We start from the raw sequence: 22,187 nt of genomic DNA on the forward strand, positions 1-22,187 counted from the left end.
CGTCTCGTTTGCGGCTATCTCGTAACCGTGCGCAAACTCATCTATCTGGCCGTTATAGCTGATATGCCCCTCAGGAAAGAGCGCCACCACGTCGCCCGCGTCTAGGCACTCGCGGATCTTTTCTAGCGCGCTTTTGCTCGCTCCCGCGCCGATAGGGATCACGTCAAATAAATTTAACAGCCATTTTAGGTACCAAATTTCATAAAAGCTCTTATGCATCGCAAATCTGATCGGGCGCGGAGAGGCCATCTGCAGTACCGCCCAGTCTATCCAGCTCATGTGGTTGCCAAGCAGCAACACGCCGCCTTTTTGCGGGATATTTTCGACGCCGTCGACGTTGATCGTGTAGCCGATCCTAAAAAACGGCATGATAAGCAAACGCGCAAAAAGATGCGGCAGGTACTTTATCGCTACCAGCGCGCAGATAAGCACGCTAAAAGAAGTAATGACGAAAATTTCGGGCGTGCTAACGGCAAATATACTAAACGCCATCGCAAGCAGTAAAAACGCCGCCATAAAGATGTTTTGGATAAAGTTACTGCCCGCTAGCGTGCGGCCCATCTGCTCTTCGGGCGTAAAAAACTGGATATTTGCGTTTAGCGGCACGATGAAAATGCCGCCGCTAAAACCGAACAAAAACGACGCCAGCGTCATAAACGCAGCACTTGAACCCTGCGCGAACATAAGTAGCGAAACAAAAAGCCCGAGCGCGCCAAAAGGCACGATGCCCATCTCGATGTGATTTTTCGAGTAGCTGCCCGCTAGCGCCGAGCCGGCGACCAGACCGATGGTGCTAACGGCTAAAATAGCCTGCACGATCATGACGTTGTTATCCGCGCTCATAGCCTTGTAGTGAGCGGGGAAAACGGCGATAACTAGCTGCGCCACCGCCCAGAAAACCGAAAGCCCAAGCGTACATAAAAAGGCGTTTTTGTTGTTAAAGATGTGCTTTGTGTTTTCTTTTAGGTAGCCTAGTTTAAAGTACTTTTCCGCGTCAAATTTAAGCTCCGCGTCGGTTGCCTCGAAAAATGGAATCTTAAACGTAAAAATAGTCTCGGCTACCGAGCAAACGAAAAGTATCGCGCCGATAAACCAGACCGATTTTATCATCTCACCGGCATCCGTGCTAGTAGCGGCGTAGCTCTCGAAAATCGCCGAGAAAACAAACGAACCAAGCAAAATCGCTACGATAGTAAAGGCCTGCACGATACCGTTTGCCGCGCCCAGCTTTTCTGCGCCTACGATTTTTTTAATCAGGCCGTATTTAGCGGGGCTATATACCGCGCTTTGCACCGCTAGCAGCAGCGTCGTACCGAACGCCACGTAAAACCAGCCGCAAAGGTAGCTTATGGTGATAAAAAGCGTGAGTAAAATTTCGCTCGCCGCCGCGTATCTCGTGATGCGGGTGCGCGAAAATTTGTCGTTTAAAAAGCCCGAAACGCTAAAAAGCATGATGTAGGGCAACAAGATTAGCAAATTTACGAGCGAGGTCAGGATGATTTGTAAATTTTCATCCTCGATGCTCTTAAAAAGTATGTTTTGGATCGTGATTTTGTGGCCAAGATCTACGACCGCGTTGATAAACATAACGATCAAAAAGGGCAAAAAGCCCCTAACCGAAAAAACGCCTTTCATTTGTTCTCCTTTTTGTAGGCATCGAAGGTGTGGAAATTTAAGATGTATGGTTTTAGTATCAAGATATTATCGAAAATGAGCTTTAAAGCCGCGTTTTTATCCTTTGCTTTGGCGTAAATTTCGCGCGCACACTGGGCTTCGATTTTGGCCGTTTGCTTGGCTAAATTTATATAGGTCTGTAAAATTTCCCGCCCGCGCTCGCTCTTTTGGGTCTCTAGCACGATTTGCAGGATCTCGACCTCTTTTTGCGTTAGCTTGCCGCCTCGCATAAAGATAAATCCGTCCTCGATAAATTTATCTAGCTCGGCCTCCGTGATACCCAGCCTCTCGCACGCTTGCTCGGCGCTTAGCGTCTGGGCGAAATTTGACCCCATAAAGGTATCGAGCGAATCAAAAAGCGCCTCGTAGCAGCGCTTAAAACTAAAGCCCTTTTGCTGCGTGAGCGCCTTCACCTCCTTTAGGCTTAGATGGAAGTTACTCTGGACGTATTTGATGAAATTTAGCATCAAAAGCGTATCCTCACCGTATTGATGGACGTTATCTTTTACCTTCACAGGCTCAGGCAAAAGCCCCTCCTTGACGTAAAAGAGTATCGTTGATTTGGGCGTTTGCGATAGTTCGCAAAGCTCGCTCATCTTGTAGCTCATCTCTTTCCTTTCGTTAAATTTGACGAAATCTTACGCAAATTTAGCTTAGAAAATCATAAAGCGTAAAGCACCACTTGACACTTTTTAAAATTTAGGCTATGATTTCGCCAAATTTTAAAAAGGAGAAACGATGTTCCGAGATGTTTTTTACCGCGCGAACGAGCGCTTGGACGCTTTTGGATTTAGATCGAATTTAAGAGGCCGGAAAACGGCGGCAAGCTTTGGTTTAGTAGCTCGTAAAACGGAGGCAAATTTAACTCGCGCAAATTTGAGAGCGAGCGAGACGGTCGCGTCAAAAACGCTCGGGTTTTGCCAAAACGCGAGTCAAATTTACGCCAAAGATAAATTTGCAAAAACCAGCGTAAATTTAACGGCAAACGAAGCAAATTCGGGCGGGTTTTCGCGGGGTAAATTTAACGAAACCGCCGTGCGGGAGAGCGAACTAGGCGGCTTGCAAAGCGCAAATTTAACGCAGATAAAAACCGTCGATATCCACTCGCATTTACTTAGTTCGGACGTCAAATTCGACCGATTTTACGACAAACTAGCGCTTGCGTTTTTTGCCAAAAAATTCGACATAAACAGGAGCGAGCTTATAAAAAACGGTTTTGAAGGCTACAAAAGCAACTTCGCGCGGCTGATTAAAAGCTCGAATTTCGTCCAAAAGTCCGTGGTTTTCGGCGTCGATGCGAAATTTGACGAGAGCGGAAATCTCGTGCACAAGGACAAAACCGTCTGCGCCTCAAACGAGGACGTTTTTGCCTTTTACGAGCAAAATCCAAACGAGGTCGTGCCGTTTTTTAGCGTAAATCCAAACCGCAAAGACGCGCTAAATTTGATCGAAAAGTACCACAAAATGGGCTTTAAGGGCGGCAAGCTGCTGCACTCATACTGGGAGACGGATCTAAACGACAAGCGATATGAGCCCTATTTTAGGCTGCTTAGCGAGCTTGGACTGCCGCTTGTTATCCACGTGGGCGATGAAAATTCGCTCGCCTCAAACAAAGCGCTTGAGAGCATCGAGCAACTAAAATCCCCGCTAAATCTGGGTTGCCGCATCGTCTGCGCTCATATGGGCGCCTCAAGCGATGGCGCTTTCACGGCGCTTTCCAGGGACCCGAAAAAATTCGGCGCCAACTACTTCACTCTACTTCGTTGGCTGCGCGAGTTTGACGGGCTTTATGCCGACGTTTCGGCGCTGCTTTGCATAAACAAGGCCCGCATCCTGCCGCATCTAAAAACCCAAACGCAAATCCACGACAAAATCCTTTTCGGCACCGATTTTCCCGTGCCTTTTAGCGTGATTTTGAGCAGCTACGACATGCCGTTTCGCGAGCGACTGGCGCTAAACCGCATCCAAAATCCGCTCGATCGCTACGTGCGCGCGATGAGTTTGTATTTTGGCGAGGATTCGCCGATTTTTAGCAATTATAAAAAGATTTTGGGAGAGATTTAGAGCAAATTTAACGGGTGCAAATAAACACGGCGCGTAAATTTAGCGGAAAATTTGCAAATTTTAGGGCGGCGGCCAAAATTTTAAGCCAAAATCCTAAAATTTAAAAACGGCTTCTACGGCAACGTTAAATTTGCGCGCTTTACGCAAAGCAAACCTGCGCAAAAAACAAACTAACTCCGTCTTTTGCGCCTTGCTTTTTTCGTCCGTTTGGGATACGAGTCGTCGTCCGTATCAAAATCCTTATCCTTAAGCATCCAATAAATCGCCGCAAAGATTACGCCAAACAACAAAAACTCCGTAAGATAGTGCGATCCGCTACCTCGCAGTATAAGAAAGCACGCGATAAGGCTACCGAGATACGAATACGATACCTTAGCCAAAAAGTTTCCAAACTTAGCAAAGCCCAAATTTAAAGCCGCCGAAGCTAGCAAACACCCTATCACCCCGTAAAACGACGCCATCATAAAAATATAGCCCGGATCGGGAACGTAGGCTTCGTCGCTTTGCTCTATATCAAATTTTACCATCTTACGCCTAAAGGCCTCGCTCTGCACGGACTCGTCGTCAAAACTAGGGTCGTTGCTAAGTATTTTACCTGCTAGATCTATGCTTTGCTGGGGCGTCCTTCCCGAAAACTCGTAAAACGCGGCTATTAGCTTGCCCTTCGTACTTTCATTGACGTTTAAGTCTTCTTTTATAAATTTTAGCAAAGCTTCCCGCGCTTTTAGCCCTTCATAGCCTCTCTCGTATAAAATGGCCTCGGCGATCTTTTGTGCGCCTGCCTTGATGCCGCCGGCTACGTCGCCTTTAGCGAGTTTAGGGATTATGTCCCTGCTTATAATATCTTTACTTACCTCGTCTTTTAGTACGCCGATATATCCGCTTCCAGCCTCAATATAAGCCTTTTTATCGTCCGTAACTACTATCAGCAAGGCTTTTTTGCCAAATACGCCCCACCTTCCGGCTAACTGCGCGCCGTACCACTCTAGCCCGTCTTTAGGAGTACTGCTTATCGTGGCTACGATGATTTCAACCTTATCAAACCTCTCCTGAAAATGTAACATTTCATTTAACTCTTCTTTTTGGGCAGGGCTTAACGCCCCAGCGCCGTCTGCTATTTTGCCGGTTAAAATCGGAAACTCCAAACGCTCATCTACCCCGGTCTTAGCGGCAAGAAGCGAAGCCGTAGTAAAAGCGTAAAACAAAATAATCAAAATGCGCTTCATATCTTTCCTTGATTTTTACAGATTTTAGTCAAATTTATTTTTGCGTATTTTTGGGTTATTGGCGTAATTTAGCGAATTTAAAGCCGTTTGCTTGCTTGATTTTGGTTAAATCAGTCCCTTGCCGCCCGCTTTTTCTTTTGCGAATTTGCAAAAAAGGCTAAAAGCCAAAACATTAGCTAGCCTCAAATTTATCACTAACGGCAGCGCCGATACGACTAGGCTAGAACCAGCAAAATTTAGCAAGCGCTCTAGCAAAATTTGACGCCAAATTTTAAAGCGACTACCACCTGCCGCTAGCTCCGCCGCCGCCGTAACCTCCGCCTCCTCCGCTAAATCCGCCCCCCGAGCTTCTGCCTCCGCCGGAACCGCCGCCGTAGCCGCCAGAGTAGCCCGAACCTCCCGAATTTGCGCCGGAGCCGGGTTTTATATTTTTGGTCAAATAAAAAAATAGCATGAAAAGCGCAAACATAACCACGCCTCTAAGGGCAAAATCTTCTATACTAAACGCTCCGGCGACGACGGCTGAGGTAAAGCCCGATAAAACCGCGCAAACCCCGATACGAACGAGCGCCGCGCCCAAAATCCCCGACGCGAACAGCAGCGCCATGCCGGCTATTATCCCGTAAGCCTCCACAGGCGTTTCGTCCTCTTTGTCTAGCTGCCGTTTTACGCTCTCATCGCCCTCAAGCACGGCTAAAATCTTTTGCGCGCCGATCTTTACGCCGCCTTCTATATCGCCTTTTTTAAATTCGGGGATGACGTAGCGGTTTATGATAATGCCGCAAAGAGCGTCCGTTAGAACGCCTTCTAGGCCGTAGCCGACCTCGATACGCACCTGCTTGTCGTTTGGCGCGACTACTAGCAGCGCGCCGTTATCTTTGCCTTTTTGCCCGATACCCCAGCGTCTGCCAAGCTCTAGCGAATACTCCTCTATCGCCTTGCCACCCAGCGACTGGGTCGTTACGATAACTAGCTGATTAGTCGTATTGTTTTCGTGAGCGGCGAGTGCGGTTTCTAGCTCTCGTTTTGCCGCAGGGCTTAAAACGCCCGCTTGATCGACTACTCTACCGCTTAGAGCCGGGATATCGCCGCTTTTTTCGCTTATTTTAGCGGGCGCGTTTTGCTCGCTTACCGTCTGCCGGGCCGATAAATTTAGCGTAAAAAGCCCGCAAATCGCGCAAACGCAAAATAAAGCGGATAAAACGCGTTTCATCGGATTACTTGGCAAAAGAAACTTCAGGCGCGTTTTGCTCGGTAACGCTCGCCTCAAACGTAGCGCGCGGCTTTAGCTCCGGATATAGGGCGGCGGCGATAAATTTACCCGGGATTTTACGCAGCGCGACGTTATAGTCTTTGACCGCTTCGATATAGTCTTTTCTGGCTACGGAGATGCGATTTTCGGTGCCTTCTAGCTGGCTTTGCAAGGCTAGGAAATTTTGATCGGCCTTTAGCTGAGGGTAGCTTTCGCTAATAGCCATAAGGCGAGATAGTGCGCCGCCGAGGCTGTTTTGCGCGGCTTCAAACTCTTTTAGCTTAGCCGGATCATCTATAGAGCTAACGTCGATCGTCACGGCGGAGGCTTTGCTTCTAGCTTCGGTTACTTCTTTAAACACGCTCTGCTCGTGGCTAGCGTAACCCTGAACGGTTTTAACGAGATTTGGGATCAAATCGGCTCTGCGTTTGTATTGGTTTTGCACTTGGCTCCACTTTTCCTTGACTGTTTCGTCAAGCACGGGAAATTCGTTAGCGTATTTCATCGCTACCCCGGCTAGAAGGAGGACAACTGCTAAAAAGACGAGTAAATTTTTCACGGCTATTCCTTTTTTTAAATATAAACGCGATTATAGCCGTTTAACGCTTATTTGCCCTTAATGCAAATTCGTTTTAGCCCTGTGCGCGGGCGACCCGGTTAAATTTGCTCGCCCCCGACTACCGCTTTAGCAATTTTAAGGCGATTTACCGCTTTAAATTTAACCGTCTTTACGGCTACTATTTTACAAATTTGATCATTGGCAAAAGGTCTGGATTTGGATTTTTTAAATTTTTATTTACTCTAGCGGAGCAAATTTAAGCGGGCAAAATTTGACGAGACCGGCCGCAAATTTGCCTGCTAAATTTCAAATTTAACCAAGCCCCGACAAAATACGTAAAAGCCGATACGGCAAAATCGCGCCGCCGCAAATTTAAATCCCCTAAATTTAACACAGCCCGCCAAAGCCGACCAAAATATCCGTCAAAAGCCCAAACAAAACTACAACAAATTTATCAAAAAGTTACGTTTGATAAATTTAGTTTCGATACGTAACACTTATCGCCTAAAATAAAAATATAAAAATAAATTTAAATAGAAATTTTTTCTAGGAGAGTTAATATTCAACTACGAAAATTTGACGAATAGGAGCAAAAATGAGCGAGTACATCGAACAAACGATGGAGTGGATAAAAAGAACCAATCCGGGCCAAGGCGTCTTTGTCCAAGCTGCGACTGAGGTTTTAAACAGCCTAGAGCCGCTTATCAAAAGAGAGAGCAAGTACCAAAAACACGCGATCCTAGAGCGCATCGTCATCCCTGAGCGCACGGTGATCTTTCGCGTAACATACACAGGTGACGATGGCAGACCAAAGGTAAATAACGGCTACCGTGTGCAATTTAACTCAGCTGTTGGCCCATACAAGGGCGGTCTAAGGCTCCACCCAAGCGTCGATCTTGGCGTGCTAAAATTTCTTGGATTTGAGCAAATTTTCAAAAACTCGCTCACCGGCGTAAATATCGGCGGCGCAAAAGGCGGCAGCACCTTTGATCCAAAAGGCAAGAGCGAGGGCGAGATAATGCGCTTTTGCCAGGCATTTATGAGCGAGCTATACCGCCACATCGGCAACACCGTGGACGTGCCAGCAGGTGACATCGGCGTGGGTGCACGCGAGATCGGCTATATGTTTGGGCAGTATAAAAAACTCACGGGTAGATTTGACGGCATACTAACGGGCAAGGGGCTAAACTGGGGCGGCAGCCTAGCGCGCACGGAGGCGACCGGATACGGGCTGGTCTATTTTACGCAAAATATGCTGCAAAAAGCGGGCCTTGGGCTAGAGGGCAAAAAATGCAGCATAAGCGGTAGCGGAAACGTCGCCATCTACACGGCAGAAAAGCTCTATCAAGTAGGCGCGCTGCCTATCACGGTTTCTGATTCAAACGGATACGTTTACGACGCAGAGGGCATCGATCTAGCGGTGCTTAAAGAGCTAAAAGAAGTGAGACGCGCGCGCCTTAGCGAATACGTCAAATTTAGACCGAACGCAAAATACGTAAGCGTGAGCGAGTACAAAGAGGGCAGAAACGGCGTCTGGGACGTGCCGTGCGACGGAGCTTTCCCGTGCGCGACGCAAAACGAGCTGCACCTAGCCGACATAAAGACGCTCTACGCTAACGGCTGTCGCTTCGTGGCTGAGGGGGCAAATATGCCAAGCACGCTTGATGCGATAAATTTTATGCTAGCGCAAAAGGATTTTTACTTCGCTCCGGCAAAGGCGGCAAACGCAGGCGGCGTGGGCACGTCGGGCCTAGAGATGATGCAAAACGCCGGCATGACCGCGTGGAGCTTTGAAAAGGTCGATCATAGACTGCACGGCATCATGAATCACATCTTTGAGCTTAGTTACGAAACGAGCAAAGAGTTTGGCGACGAGGGAAATTTGGTGCTTGGCTCAAATATCGCGGGCTTTAGAAAAGTCGCCGACGCGATGATAGATCAGGGGTATGTGTAAATTTGCCTTTGAGGCTCGTTTGCCGCATTTAGAGTGTGCAAGCGAGCCTCTTTGGGTATGGTTTTGCTTCGCTTTAGCATGACCGCTTTAACGAAGCAAATTTTAATCGTCTCCGGCGCACAACGCGGGGAAAAATAAAAGCCGCCTAAATTTGCGAGCCTTAAATTTAACGCCGATTTTACTCAAGGCGCAAACCCGGAGCCGTCAAATTTACAGAGCCGCGCCGACTAAGGCTCGGTTAAATTTTATAAGCCTCAAATTTGAGCTAAATTTGAGAGTAAATTTTACCAAACGGTGAGGCGAGCCGAAATAGTCAAATTTGAAACACGGTTACGCACGCCTTGCACCAGAGGCGCATAAATTTATCCGCCCGCCGCGTATCCCTACCCGCATTATTTTTGATTTTGCGTAGCGCAAATTTACGCCATTTCTCGTGCGCTGTAGCTCACAACGGATGCGTCAGGCAGCACTTTCTAGTTACTTGCTCGATGTACTCTACGCTCAAATTTAACCCGTAAAGCTTGCTTAGATGCTCGCTTTCTATGATCTCGTCCACGGTGCCAAAAGCCACCTCGCCCCCGCCCTTAACCAACGCCACGTAGCCGCCTAAAAGCACGGCAAAATCGGGATTGTGAGTTGTTAGCACGATGGTGTAGCCTTGCTCTTTTAGCTGCTTAACGGTGCGCAGGAATTTATACTGATTGCCAAAGTCCAGCGCCGAGGTCGGCTCGTCAAATACGATAATCTCGGGCTTTGCCGCCATCGCGCGCGCGATCGAGCACATCTGCTTTTGCCCGCCGCTCATCTGAGTGATAAATTTATCCTCAAGGTGCGTGATTTCAAGCTTTGCGGTAAATTCCTTCGCGATCGCCGTATCCTCCTCGCTAGGCCGCGCAAAGATGCCCAGATGCGCCGCCCGCCCCATCGTGATAAACTCAAGCCCCGTGTAGTCGTACTCGCAGATCTCGCTTTGAGCTACGTAGGCCATGATTTTGGCGCGCTCTTTATTGCTGAGCTCGGCGCTATTTTTACCGCCAAGCCAAACCTCGCCCGAGTGCGGCGCCTGCGTGCCGCTGATTAGGCTTAGCATGGTCGATTTGCCCGCGCCGTTTCGACCCAGTATCGTTAGTATCTCACCCTTGCCGACGCGTAAATTTACGTTTTCTAGCCTACCCGCGCCGTTTGGGTAGGCGAAATTTAGATTTTTTACTTCTAACATCACGCGACCTTTTTGTTTCGCCAGAGAACCCAGACGAAAAATATCGTGCCGATAAAGCCCGTAAGTACGCCCAGAGGCACCTCGCTCACGCTGATCGTGCGCGCTAGGGTATCGACGAATAGCAAAAATATCGCGCCCATAAATATACTAGCAGGCAGGCTGCGGGCGTTGTTCGCACCCACTAGCATGCGCGCTAGGTGGGGCATCAGCAGTCCCACCCACGCCACGATACCGCTCACGCACACGCTGCATGCCGTTAGAAGCGTCGCGCAGACGATGATGACGCCGCGCTCGAGCGTTACGTTTACGCCCAGTCTAGCCGCGCTCTCGTCGCCTAGCGAGAGTAGGTTTATCCTCCAGCTCATCGCTACGAGCAGCACCGCGCAGGCTATCATTACGGGTGCGATAAATTTAAGATTGCCCGCGTCGATCTTAGCTAGACTTCCTAGCTGCCAGTAAACGATGTCCGGTAGCTTGGTCTCAGGGTCAGCGACGTATTTTAAAAAGCCGATAACAGAAGCCATCAGACCGCTAACGATGATACCTGAAAGCACCAGCATCAGCGTGCTGGAGCGCCCCATCAGACGAGGTATGGATAGCGTCATGCCTACGGCCGCGAGCCCGCAGACGAAAGCTAACGCCTGCACCCAAAAAAGAGGCATATCAAACATGATCGCAACCGCGGCTCCCACGCAAGCGCCCGCCGAAACGCCCAGCAGATCGGGGCTAACTAGCTGGTTGCGAAAGACGCCCTGATACGCCGCCCCGCTGATGCTAAGCGCGGCTCCGACGAGGATAGCTGCGATAATGCGCGGTATGCGGATGTTTTCGACGACGTTTTGGATATTTGCCGCGGTGTCCGTCGGTACTCCAAAAAAGCCGCCGATCACGCTAAGCACGTCGCCCGGCGCCACGTAAAACCTACCGACGCCGAGCGCCACTACGCCGCAAACTACGGTCAGCACGGCTAGTAAAATCATCATAAATTTAAAACTAATATTTTTCATCTTTCTCCTAAAATAAAATCTGCGTCTGCGGCAGCGCCGCATGCAAAATCGCTCGCTTTAAGGGTCAAATTTGCCCTTTGCCGCTAACTTGGCGAGCGAAGTTTTTGTTTCTTATTTGCTATCGCTACGCAAAACAGCGAGCAAAAAGGCGGTTTTTTGCGACCTAGATAATCCGCACCAAACGCCGAATTTATGCCGTTTAGGTCAAATTTACCCGCCGTTTTGCGTTTAAGACTTGGCGCTAACGATAAATTTGAGCTAGGTACCCCTTGCCGCGTTATCAAATTTAAATCCAACGTTCTCGCAAATTTTTGTCAAGCCAAATTTGGAAGCAAGCTTCCGCCGCGTCAAATTTAAGCTATTTTACGACGCGGTCTATCCACTTAAAAAGCTCGTCCAGATCGTAGTCGCCGCCGTGACCTTGACCCCAAGGCGCCGCAAAATCGACCGTCTTGCCAGCATTTTGTAGCCCCAGCGCCAAGATAAGCGGCACGGCTAGAGCCGTATCGGAGTCCGCCGCGCCGTGCCTGATGCGGTAAAATTTAGCCGCGTTTGCGTTACCTAGATAGTTCATCGCGTTTACCATTTTTATGATTTTAGCGTCGGCGCTCTCGCCCGTGCCGCGTTTTGCGCTAAATTCGGTAAAATGCTTTGCCGCCGCATTCGCATCGCCGAAAAAATCATTTTCGGGATTTTCGAGCTTTAGTCCGTCAAATGCGGGCGTAGCCTTAGCGCGCGGCATAGATAGGACAAAGTCTTCAAATTTAAAATCATAGCCGAGCGTGCAGCCCTGCGTCTCAAGCGTGAAAAACTCGGGCTTTAGCAGGCTTTTCTCCCGACTTTTCGCAGCCGCAAAAGAGTCTGCGAGCGTCTTTTTGACGTACTCTTTAAAGCTTCCCTCGCCGCTAGGCTCAAGCGTGAGCGCGCGGTCTTTGGCGTCCTTTAAATTTAGCGAATTTACGTAAGCTGGGAAGGCTGATTTTAGCGCGGCGGAGAGCTCTTTTTGCTCTGCGGTTAGCTCGCCTGAGACGGTTTTTGGCTTACTGCTTCGGTCGTTAAATCCAGCCGCACTCAGCGCGCCAAAGTCCATTTTCTCGTATTTAGTCTGCGCGCCGAACATCCACTCGTAGGCTGCGTCGGCGTTTTCCAGGTTCGTAACCGGGCAGTAGGCGGAGACGGCGTAGATCTCGTCGCTAGCCTTTGCGGCTCCGAGTGCGGCTAGATACGGCTCAAACTCGCTCGCGTCCGCCGAGACGCCAAGCAGCGCCGACATCGCTCCGCCCGCGCTCGTGCCGCTTGATACGATTTTGTTCGCGTCGCCAGCCATCGCGGCGTCGTTAAATTTAAGATACCGCACGGCGGCCTTTAGATCGACGATGGCGGCGGGCGCTTTGCCGCTAAATTTGCCGTTTGCGTCCTTGAGCGTCCTACCTCTAGCACCAGGCGCAGCGACTACGTAACCGCGCTCAAGCGCCGCTAACACTGCGTTTGGCTTGCCGTTTTTATCAAGCGCTGGCGTAAAAGGCTTGCCCGGCATATATCCGCCGATGGAGTTTGGCAAAAAGATCGGCGCGCTTGCCGCGTCAAATTTACCCGTCACATTTTTATCGTTTTTGTCTTTGCCGTCCTCAAAATACTGCAACGGAACGTAAAAATTTAGCCTCTGATACTCGCTATCCACGGGATTTGCTACGTAAACTATCCCCTCGTAGGCTCTAAATTTGACCTCTTTTTCGCCCGCTTTTATAGAGCGAGTTTCAAATTTATCGGGATCAAATTTAAGATCGACCGCCTGCGCGCTAATCGCCGCACAAAGGCAAGCCGCCGCGCTTAATGCAAGCGTCCTTTTTTTCATCTTTGCTTCCTTTTGATTTTGCGGGATTTACCCGCAAACGAGCTCAAATTTGACTATTTGCTGCCGTCCGGATTTAGTCCTTTTAGGATGTAGTCAAATTCCGCGTCGCTAAGGTCGTAGTTCATAAATTTCTTATAAAACGCCTTAGTTTGGGCTTTTACGTCGACGTCTTTAAAGAGCTCAGGCTGAACGATGGTAGCCGCCCACAAAATTTGTAGAGCCGACTCCGCACCGTATCTATCCCAACTAAACACACCTTTTGGGTTGCCGTAGACTTTTTTGTTTTTGACTGCTTTTAGCCCTGCAAATACGGGATCGGCGTAAATTTTCTCAACCGCTTTTTGATTGTCCGCGCCGCCAACTATGATGATATCGGGATCTGCGGCCACGATCTCTTCAGCCGTGATTTCTATCATGCTGCCCTCTTTTTGCACCGCGTTTTTACCGCCTGCGTATTTTACCCACGTGTCGATGATCGTTTTGGTGCCGTCGATTTTTAGCAGGTTTGCGCCGCCAACGATGTGTAGTACTTTAGGGCGCGCAGCGTCCTTTAGCTTGCTAGTGCGCTCGGTAACTAGCGCGATGTTGGCGTCTAGATTTTCGTTTAGTTCTTTTGCCTTGCTAGCCGCGTCGCCGCCGATGATCTGGGCCGTTAGCAGCACGCTTTTTTTCATATCGTCGTAGTCGCGAAATATCGCGTTTACAGCGTTAAAGCCGTTTTTAGTAAGGTTTTCTTGGAAATTTTTATTTGACACGACGACTACGTCGGGCGCTAGTTTAACTAGCTCCTCGATCTGGATGTCGTTGCCGTTTAGCGCAGCCGGCACCTCTGCGATGCGAGGGTAAATCGCGGCAAACCACTTATTTTTCTTGATGAGATCGGTCGTAGTTACGATCTTGTCCGCGCCGCCTAGCACCAAGATAACTTGGTTGTTTGCGTGCCAAAGCGCGGCTATCTTTTGCGTTTTGGCCGGGATTTTGACCTCGTTACCCGTCATATCGGTGATGGTTTTGACCTCGGCTCCTAGCGCGACGATAGCGCTTAAAAGCAACGTCGTGAGAAATTTTTTCATCTTTTGCTCCTTGTGAAGTATAAATTTATAATATTACAAAAATGCATATTAAAATTTGTGGAATATTACAGAAAAGCATATTAAAATAAGATATATTTTTAAAATTTAATCAAGAAGCGAATTTAAAAGCTAAATTTAAGCAGCCCCGCCCGCGGTTTTGCAAACGGGGCTAAAAATCACTCGTGGTGATAGTCGTCGTAGATGACCTTGTTGGTTTGGAATTTTATGCGTTTTAGCTCGCGAATACGTAAAAATTCCTCCTCCTCGATCCTTTGGATCTGGATGGCGGCCTTAAAGGTCGGGGTCTTACTGATGAAGTCCCAGCCGTTGCTCGTTAGCTCGTTGCAGCAGCTCTCCCAGTAGTGGTAGGTCATCTGTATGACGCCGTCTGGGACGATGCCCGTGACGTCAGCTTTGATGACGATGTAGCCGTATCTACTCCACGCCTTGATGAAGTCTCCTTGCTTGATGCCGTAGCGCTCGGCTAGCGCAGGGTTCATCTCCGCGATCGGTCCGATACTGTCGCCGCCCTCTTCGATAGCTTTTGATCGTCTAGTCATGACGCCGCCGGCGTACTGATAGACTTTACGCGTAGTTAGCAGCTGTATCGGATACTCGGCGTCGGTCGGCTCGTCCACGCTACCGGCCATCACTTCGTACTCAGGCGGTAAATTTACGCGTTTAGCAAACTCGGCTTTGGCAGGCTCGATATCCGCGACGCTCTTTACGTGCAAGCAAGGGATAAATTTACCTTTGCCGTCGGGCGTAAAGAATTTTTTGTCTAGATATAGGCTCTGCCCGCCCATGTCGTTTTCATCAGGGCACGGCCAGTGCAGTCCGTGGTGCTTTTTGATACGGTAGTAGCTCATGCCGCCGTATCTTCTAGGGTCGCACTTGCGTACTTCTTCCCAAATTTCTTCAGGCGAGTTAAAGTTAAATCCCTCTGTCGCTCCGAGCCTTCGCGCGATCTCGCAGATGATCCACCAGTCTTGTCTAGCGTCTCCGGGAGGCGTGATGACGTGCTCGTTGTGCTGTACGCGGCGCTCGGCATTGGCGTAGAGGCCTTCTTTTTCGCTACTTGCCACGCCTGGCAAAACGACGTCTGCTTTACGCGACGTTTCGGTTAAAAAGATATCTTGAACCACGTACATATCTACTTTAGAGATCGCTTTTAGGAAGTGGTTGGTGTTTGGATCGGTCATAACCGGGTTTTCGCCCATCGTCCAGAAAAAGTGCACTCTGCCGTCAAGGATAGCGTTTGGCACTTCGGTTTTATGGATGCCGATCTTACCGTTTAAAGAGCCTGGTTCTAGATGCCAAACCTGCTCGAACCACTCGCGCTGTTTCGGATCGGTTACCGAGCCTAAATTTGGGAAAATATTCGGCAACACGCCCATATCGCAGCAGCCTTGGACGTTTTCTTGACCGCGTATCGGTAGGTCGCCGCTTCCTAGCTCGCAGATATTTCCGGTTAAAAGGAATAAATTTGAAATATCGCAAACTGCGCCCACGCCGTGGTTAAAGTGCGTAACGCCCATACCGTGCGTGATGACGGCCGGACGGATAGTCGCGTACATGCGTGCCGCTTTTCTCACGTCCTGCGGGTTTAGGTTGGTGTAGCTAGCGATGGCTTCGGGCGAATAGTCCTTGACCGCTTCGCGTACGTATTCTACGCCTTTTGTGCATTCGTTTACGAAGTCCCAGTTAACTAAATTTTCCTCGAAAATAACATAAAGAAGCGAGTTTATAACCGCGATGTTATGCTCGGGCGCTAGCTGCAAATGCACGTCCGCTCGGCTAGCAAATTCCGTTTTTACGGGATCTATTACGATGAGCTTAGCGCCGCGGTTTAGTGCGCGCTGTATGTGCATAGCCGCGATCGGGTGGCCGTTTTCTGGGTTTGAGCCGATCATCAAGATACAATTACTATAAGGTCCGATCTCCGTGAAGCTGTTTGTCGCCGCTCCGTTACCGATTGTTTTGGCAAGACCTGCCACAGTCGGAGCGTGTCAAATTCTAGCGCAGTGATCGACGTTGTTCGTACCGATTACGGCGCGCATTATCTTTTGCGCGACGTAGTTGTCCTCTAACGTACAGCGAGCCGAGTAGTTGCCTACTAGCGCGTCGGGGCCGTATTTTTCCTTTACTTCTTTCATCTTGGCGACGACTAGATCAAGCGCCTCGTCCCAGCTAGCCTCCTCAAGGTCTCCGTCTTTGCTAAACACTCCGTCTTTTTTGCGAATTAGCGGTTTTGTTAGTCTGTCAGGTGCCCCCACGTAATCCCAGCCGTAAAAGCCCTTTAAGCACAGATTGCCCTGGTTTACGGGGTTATCGTGCACTCCAAGCGCGCTTCTTATCACGTTGTTTTCGACGTGAAGCTCGACCTGACAGCCCGTGCCGCAATACGGACATATGACTTTGCCGGTCTTCGTCATTTTTTCTCCTTTTTTATATGCAGATTTTGCATATTTATTAAATATGAAATATTTGCATATTTGTCCTTAAAAAATAATAAAAATCCTTAATACTTTAAATCAATATTTTGATTTAAGTTTCTATTAATTATTTTATTCAGTATACGGAACTCCAGGCGCCGCTATATCGTCGTTTTGGCTATATCGTATTATTTATAAATAAGAATAACTTGAGAGCTTTTATTAAGATTAGAATTTGTAATAGTATTAACACGGCTTAAAAAAATAGTTTAATGCTTAACATAACTTAATCCGCCCGAAATATCCAAATTTCGGCCGCGAAATTTACGAGCGTAAATTTAGAAAACGCGTTTTTGCGCCGCTATTTTAAATCTCGCAAAGCGCCGGAAACGATTTTACGGTTTTATTGCGCGAAGCTGGGTAGATTTGGTTTTAATGATTTTAAGCGTTTATTTTGATTTTCCAATGCGCTAAAAAGCTAAAACCGAGCTAGATAATCTAGCTCGGCCGAATTTGACCGCCGTTTATTTTGCGGGCGTAAACGCAAAATTTATAAGTTAAAAAACGGCTCGGTCATACGGCAAAACGCGTTTTACGATTCTACCGCATGCAAACTAGAGCCGTAAAAATGCACTCCGACTAAGACCGACCCGTCAAAATCCGTGCGCCTTTTTTAGCTCCGGATCGATCGGTTTTTTCGCGCCGTCTTTAGTCACGCTCACGTAGGTCGCTATCGCGGATGTTACGTGTATGCGCTCGCGAAAGCCCGCCGCGTTTAGTCGCAGCGCCGTGACTTCTATCTTGGTTTTGATCGAGGTGTTGCCCGCGGCGATGATTTTGGCGTAGCAGCTCACGACGTCGCCGACGAAAACGGGCTGCTTAAATATAATCTCTTGCATCGAGATCGTCACGACGCGCTCGGGCGACAGCTCCCGCGCGGCCTGCGCGCCGGCTAGGTCGATCTGGCTTAGTATCCAGCCGCCAAATATATTGCCCGCCGAGTTCGTGTCCTTTGGCAGCGCGACTTGTTTGATGCGCGGTTCGCCCATGCCCTCTAACATGTCTTCCATTTTTTATCCTTTCGTTTTAGATTCGTAAATTTAGCGACTATTTGCCGCGTTTGGCTTGCTTGCCCTCAAATAAATTCACCGCGATTTTATCAAATTTGGCTTTTAAATTTTACGCCAGAATTTAAGGTAAATTTGATGCAAAGAACTCGGACTTGCAGCAAATTCAGTAAATTTGCGAAGCACCACGTACAAATTTAGCCCGCAAAACCCGTATCCTAAAAATACTAAACTCAGCGCCCAAAAGGCGCGGGTCTAGCCCAATAAAGGCAAATTTATAATCAAACTCGCCGCAAGCCAAGGTTAAATTTGACGCTAAGGCGCGCCCTATCTCTCTCCCGCTTGCCATTTTTCCCATTCGCCGCTCTCGTCAAGCTCGTTTCCTATAGCCTTGTAGCGAGCGTAGTAGTGCTCTACAAAGGCCCTTGCCTGCGCGTGTTTAGGCAGGTAGCTTTTGCCCTCTTTGTCGCAAAATCTCGCCAAAAACTCGCCCGCAGGAGCGCGCCTTGCGTAGTGAAGCGCCAAATTTTTGTAGTTTGCGAGGCAAATTTCTTTAAATTTAGCATAGTGTTCGCGGTCAAATTTGACGAGCAAAGCGCCGCCTTCAAAACTAAGCGCGCCCGAGTCAAATAGCAAGCTAAGATGGATGAGCCCCTCGCAGTAGTACGCGCGCACCTCATCGACCTCGCGCCACGCGATCAGTCCGACCGCGCGGGCGATCAGCTCGTGAAATACGCTCATCTCGTAGCTCGCGTCGCCGCCGATAAAGAAATTTACGAGCCCGCCCGTGGTCGCCTTGTACTCCTCGATAAATTTAAACTCGCCGTCCGCGTTCATCGCCTTTTCCGTGTCGGTGCCGACGAAAAGTATGTGTCCAAACTCGTGGCCGATCGTGGAGATTTCGTAGGTTTTCTTCCAAATTTGTGGCTTTTTAAACAAAATTTCGCGCCCGTAGTCCAAAAACTCGCGCGAAAATATCTCCCCGCTAAGCTTCATAAACGGTCTTGCCTTGGCGCTCTCGTAAACGTGCTCCACGAAAGCAAATATCTTTTTGCCCCGCTCCTTGCTCACGGTTTCGTCGTTTGGCACGACCTGAGCCGAAAATAGTCCGTTTAGCTCGGCACCGTAGTAGATCATCGGCACGCTGATATATGTCTGCGTGCGCGCGACGTTTTGCGTGACTTGGCGCGCGAGCATGGCGTCCTCTATCCCGCACTCGCGGCAAATTTGCTCGTAGGCGCGGATGACGCTGGCTTTAAATTTCTCCTCGTCAAAGTCGCTCGCACCCGCTAGCCTCACGTCCCACTCGAGCGCGACGGCGTGCGTGTAGGCATCCTCGTAGTATTCTAGCGGATGGCCGGGCTGCAGCGGGCCTTTTACCTCCATCCACGCGCGCTCGGCATCCTGCCACGCGGGGATCGCGCGGTCGTTTTCCCGCTCGCAAAACGCCGCCTTTAGCTTTTCAAAGTACGTTATGTAGGCTCTTTGCTCGTCGTTTGCGGCTAGCGATTTTAGATTTTTGATTAGCGAGTCCAGAGCGTCCGCCACGCGTTTTACTTCTTTTTCAAAAGCCACGGCATACGGCACGAAGTCGTATTTGTCGCCGTTTTTCATAACTGCGCCGTAGCTTCGCTCGCCCTTTTCGCCGCCGTCTTTTTGATAGAGGCGGTTTTCGTCGATAAATTTGATCGCTTCGGCCATGCTTGCAAATTTAGCTTCAAATTCTTTATTCGTCGTTTGCAGGATTTGTTTGTCCCACGCGCTTTGCCACGCATTCATTGCTAGTCCCGCGTCGTGCATGCCGCTAAGTAGCGCTAGGTAAAAATCGTCTATTATTTTCTCCTCTTTTACTCGCGCCAAAAGCTTTTCAAAACGCGCCTCGTAAAACTCGTGCACGAGCTCAAAAGCTTCGTCTTTTATGCGCCCTATCTCGGCCTCCTCGCGTCCTTGTTTTTTTAGCTCGTTTTCCAGCGGCTCCGTTTTTAGATCGACTATGCGGCGTAAAACCGCGACCTTTTCGCTTTTTTTGCCCTTAAAGCCGGCGATTTTTAGCATCTTTAGCACGATCTCGCTTGGGTTATCTAGCTGCCTATACATCGCGTTTAGCTCGTCTTTGCCTGCGGCTACTAGCTCGTTTAATCTTTTAAAATCGTTCACGTTTATCCTTTTAAAAATTTGGCGTATTTTAGCTTAAAAATGCTGGACGCTGAGTTAAAAAACCTCAAGCTCGGCTAAATTTCGCGCCTTTAGCCAAAGCTATAAAAATTGATTTATCTTGCGGCTTTATCAGCGAAATTGCGCTAAAATCGGACTAAAATTTAACGAAAAACCGAGAAAACGATGAAAACGCAAGAAGAAAAAACGATAAAAAACGAAAACGCAAGTTGGCTGCAATACTTTCCGATTATGTTTTACGCCGTAGTTATGGGGCTTTGCGGGCTGGCTCTTGCTTACGAGCGGCTAAATTTACTCTTTGATATCTCAGGCGCAGTTTTTGAGATTTTACGCGCTGCGGCGAGTCTAGTCTACGCGCTCATCTGTGTTTTTTACGCGGCTAAGCTAATAAAATACCCGCAAGCTTGCAAAGCAGAGCTATTTCATCCCGTGCAGGTAAATTTTTTCGCCGCATTTTCGATCGGCACGCTACTGGTGGCGACGCTTTGGAGGGATTTTGCGCCTGTTTACGACGCGCTTTTTTGCGTGGGCGTAGCATTTCAGACCTTTATCACGCTGCACGCTATGTCTTTTTGGATACGTAGCGACGTAGAGCCGCAGCACGCTAGCCCGGCGTGGTTTTTGCCTATCGTGGGCAACCTTTTCGTTCCGTTAGCCGCGCCTGCTACGAGCGAGTTTGCGTGGTATTATTTTTCGGTCGGGATATTTTTTTGGCCGGTGATTTTAGCTATTTTGCTCTATCGTCTCGTTTTTTGCGCTTTGATGCCGCCTAAATTTATCCCGACGCTTTTTATCACGGTAGCTCCGCCCGCGATGGCGTTTTTGGGCTATACGAAGCTAACGGGCGGCTTTGACGCGGCGGCTAAAATCATGCTTTACGTTACGCTATTTTTCGTGCTTTTTATCATTTATATGTTTAAAAGCTTTCTTGGGATTAAATTTTCGCTTTCTTGGTGGGCGTTTACCTTTCCTACGGCTGCGGCAAGCGTCGCGTTTTTGCGAGCGTTCGAACTTTGCGGGATTAAATTTTTCTTATTTGCGGGAGCGGCGGACTTTACGGCTTTGTGCGTTTTGGTGGGTATAGCTTGCTTCTATACGATAAAAGCGATATTTAGCGGAGAGATTTTTACGGCGCAGAAGTGAGATTTTTAGCGTATTCGGCGCAAAAGACGCTAAATTTAAGAGCTAAAATATCGCGCTATTTGCTTTAACGCGGGTTTTAGACGTTTGTCGCCGCGTTTAATTTAAACCAAGCGTCAAATTTAGCTTTCTTAAGCGCAAATTTAGATGAGCCGTAGCGACGCTTAACCTCGCCATTTTGCGAGATTTGCGTCGCCTAGCCTATCTTAATCAAAAGAGCGAATTATTTTAGCAATCCGCTTGATTTTAGCATATTCGTAATCTCCTTAACCTCGGCCGTGCCCTTATGGCAAGCGACTTCTTGCTCCTCCTTGCTTAGCTTTTTTATGCTAGCGTAGTCGGCCTCAAACTCTTTTTTCGTCGCCTCCGCGCTAAATTCCTTATTGCCCTGAGCTTTGGCTTGTTTTTCCATCGCGTCGATGAACTCATAAGAAACCTTTTCGTACTCTTTGCAAGCAGCAGGAGTTTCCTCAGCCGCCAAATGGCCGGCAAATACGCAAAGCGCGACTAAAAATAACGATTTTTTCATGTCTTTCCTTTTTTAAAGATGCAGCGTATGGTAGCGAAATTTAGCTAAATTTTACCTCGCAGCGCGATCATTTCGCTAAAAGTTATCTCGCGCGCATAAAATTTAACTCCGAGCGAGGCGAGCTTGTCTTGCAGCGCTAGCGCCGACTCCTCTATGCCGCTAAAAAGACAAAGCGGCAAATTTTGCGCCCTCTCTTTAGTCGCCGCAAAGCTTCCGTCTTCAAAAAATTTCTTTAAAAATACGAGCGTTTTTACTTTGTCCGTACCCAAGTCCTCGATGAAAACGCTGAAATATTTATATCCCAGCTCCTCGCGCGCTTCATCTTCCCGCGCGTAGTCGTCCGCCAGCTCGCGGTAAAATTCGTTGTTTAAATCGGCAAGCGGCGCGATCGCCTCAATAGAGCAAGGCGCCTCAAGCGCGGCAAGAGCGGTTAAAATTTCTTCAAATTTAACGATGTCGTCCGCGACCTTTATCGCCTCCCAAAAGCCCGCGCCGTGATAGGCAAAATATACGGGCGAGGCGTCCCCAAGAGCAAAATCCACGAAAAACGGATCGTCCATGCCACTACGCGCGATAACCCGCCAGCTCTTGCGCCACTGTCCTGGCGTATCGTCTGCTAGCTCCTCGCCCGTTTTGCGGCTAACTAGCCTATATCCCTCCTGAAAACTCTCAAATTCGCCCTCCTCAGGATAGAAAAAAGGCAGTAAAATGCACTCTGAAACGATGCGTTTGCGGATAAAATTTTGGATCAAATTTGGGATTTGCACGGCGCGGCCTTTGGGTTAAATTTGAGCCAATTTTAGCGAAATTTTAAAAACTCCGCTATGCTTGCTTTACAAAAGCAGCGCGATTTGACGGATTACAAAATTTGAACGTAAAAAGACAAGCGGAAGTATTTTAAGATGGATTTGAATGTTGCGACGAAAATTTCGTCCCAAGACTAGGCAATTAGCCTGTC

General features: G+C 48.7%; 18 protein-coding genes. 3 read left to right on the forward strand and 15 right to left on the reverse strand.

The features are described 5' to 3' along the window. Positions 1–1,635 (reverse strand): MFS transporter (locus tag Q0218_RS09250; RefSeq protein ID WP_297968934.1); only part of this gene is annotated, 1,635 nt, incomplete at its 3' end. Then, positions 1,632–2,282: a MerR family transcriptional regulator gene (locus tag Q0218_RS09255; protein WP_297968936.1), complete on the reverse strand. Its 651-nt coding sequence runs from the start codon at positions 2,280–2,282 to the stop codon at positions 1,632–1,634. The genes Q0218_RS09250 and Q0218_RS09255, both read right to left, overlap by 4 nt. Before the next feature lie 130 nt (positions 2,283–2,412). Between Q0218_RS09255 and Q0218_RS09260 the strand changes: the two genes are divergently transcribed. Next, positions 2,413–3,738 carry an amidohydrolase family protein gene (locus Q0218_RS09260; protein ID WP_297968938.1) on the forward strand — a complete coding sequence of 442 codons (1,326 nt, stop codon included), beginning with the start codon at positions 2,413–2,415 and terminating at the stop codon, positions 3,736–3,738. A 170-nt stretch (positions 3,739–3,908) separates the two neighbouring features. Here the strand turns inward: Q0218_RS09260 and Q0218_RS09265 are convergent, their stop codons facing one another. The 3 genes from Q0218_RS09265 to Q0218_RS09275 form a co-directional block, all read right to left on the reverse strand. Continuing rightward, complete coding sequence (locus tag Q0218_RS09265) at positions 3,909–4,964, reverse strand: YgcG family protein (RefSeq protein WP_297968940.1); 1,056 nt, start codon at positions 4,962–4,964, stop codon at positions 3,909–3,911. A 280-nt stretch (positions 4,965–5,244) separates the two neighbouring features. Further along, a complete protein-coding gene (locus Q0218_RS09270; RefSeq protein ID WP_297968942.1) occupies positions 5,245–6,177 on the reverse strand; it encodes a TPM domain-containing protein in 933 nt (310 codons plus the stop codon). A gap of 4 nt (positions 6,178–6,181) precedes the next feature. Next, a complete protein-coding gene (locus Q0218_RS09275) occupies positions 6,182–6,775 on the reverse strand; it encodes a LemA family protein (RefSeq protein WP_297968944.1) in 594 nt (197 codons plus the stop codon). Between the two features lie 595 nt (positions 6,776–7,370). On the opposite strand from Q0218_RS09275, the gene gdhA reads away from it, so the two are divergent. Continuing rightward, positions 7,371–8,729, forward strand: coding sequence for an NADP-specific glutamate dehydrogenase (gdhA, locus tag Q0218_RS09280; RefSeq protein WP_297968946.1), 1,359 nt, complete (start codon positions 7,371–7,373; stop codon positions 8,727–8,729). Positions 8,730–9,174: 445 nt separating this feature from the next. Here the strand turns inward: gdhA and Q0218_RS09285 are convergent, their stop codons facing one another. The 8 genes from Q0218_RS09285 to ciaB all read right to left on the reverse strand — a co-directional run bounded on the left by Q0218_RS09285 (position 9,175) and on the right by ciaB (position 19,542). Further along, positions 9,175–9,948: an ABC transporter ATP-binding protein gene (locus Q0218_RS09285; RefSeq protein ID WP_297968948.1), complete on the reverse strand. Its 774-nt coding sequence runs from the start codon at positions 9,946–9,948 to the stop codon at positions 9,175–9,177. After that, complete coding sequence (locus Q0218_RS09290; RefSeq protein WP_297968950.1) at positions 9,948–10,955, reverse strand: iron ABC transporter permease; 1,008 nt, start codon at positions 10,953–10,955, stop codon at positions 9,948–9,950. The genes Q0218_RS09285 and Q0218_RS09290 overlap by 1 nt, the downstream gene beginning before the upstream one ends. Before the next feature lie 83 nt (positions 10,956–11,038). Further along, positions 11,039–11,239 (reverse strand): hypothetical protein, encoded by a 201-nt coding sequence (locus tag Q0218_RS09295; protein ID WP_297968952.1) that lies wholly within the window; start codon positions 11,237–11,239, stop codon positions 11,039–11,041. Positions 11,240–11,313: 74 nt separating this feature from the next. Continuing rightward, positions 11,314–12,810, reverse strand: coding sequence for a subtype B tannase (locus Q0218_RS09300; protein WP_297968954.1), 1,497 nt, complete (start codon positions 12,808–12,810; stop codon positions 11,314–11,316). A 53-nt stretch (positions 12,811–12,863) separates the two neighbouring features. Then, entirely contained in the window at positions 12,864–13,883 is a 1,020-nt protein-coding gene (locus Q0218_RS09305; protein WP_297968956.1) for an ABC transporter substrate-binding protein, read from the reverse strand. A 176-nt stretch (positions 13,884–14,059) separates the two neighbouring features. Further along, complete coding sequence (locus Q0218_RS09310; RefSeq protein WP_297968958.1) at positions 14,060–16,318, reverse strand: molybdopterin-dependent oxidoreductase; 2,259 nt, start codon at positions 16,316–16,318, stop codon at positions 14,060–14,062. 653 nt (positions 16,319–16,971) lie between these two features. Next, positions 16,972–17,388 (reverse strand): acyl-CoA thioesterase, encoded by a 417-nt coding sequence (locus Q0218_RS09315; RefSeq protein WP_297968960.1) that lies wholly within the window; start codon positions 17,386–17,388, stop codon positions 16,972–16,974. A gap of 324 nt (positions 17,389–17,712) precedes the next feature. Then, complete coding sequence (gene ciaB, locus Q0218_RS09320; protein ID WP_297968962.1) at positions 17,713–19,542, reverse strand: invasion protein CiaB; 1,830 nt, start codon at positions 19,540–19,542, stop codon at positions 17,713–17,715. A gap of 183 nt (positions 19,543–19,725) precedes the next feature. Here ciaB and Q0218_RS09325 point away from each other — a divergent pair, with 183 nt between their 5' ends. Beyond that, positions 19,726–20,703 carry an SLAC1 anion channel family protein gene (locus Q0218_RS09325; protein WP_297968964.1) on the forward strand — a complete coding sequence of 326 codons (978 nt, stop codon included), beginning with the start codon at positions 19,726–19,728 and terminating at the stop codon, positions 20,701–20,703. A gap of 220 nt (positions 20,704–20,923) precedes the next feature. On the opposite strand, the gene Q0218_RS09330 is transcribed toward Q0218_RS09325, so the two are convergent. Further along, on the reverse strand, positions 20,924–21,229 hold the full coding sequence (locus Q0218_RS09330; RefSeq protein ID WP_297968966.1) for a lactoferrin binding protein: 306 nt from the start codon (positions 21,227–21,229) through the stop codon (positions 20,924–20,926). Between the two features lie 44 nt (positions 21,230–21,273). Next, entirely contained in the window at positions 21,274–21,996 is a 723-nt protein-coding gene (locus tag Q0218_RS09335) for a hypothetical protein (RefSeq protein WP_297968967.1), read from the reverse strand. Positions 21,997–22,187 lie beyond the last annotated feature (191 nt).

The organism is uncultured Campylobacter sp., assembly GCF_938039245.1.
GTDB lineage: Bacteria > Campylobacterota > Campylobacteria > Campylobacterales > Campylobacteraceae > Campylobacter_A.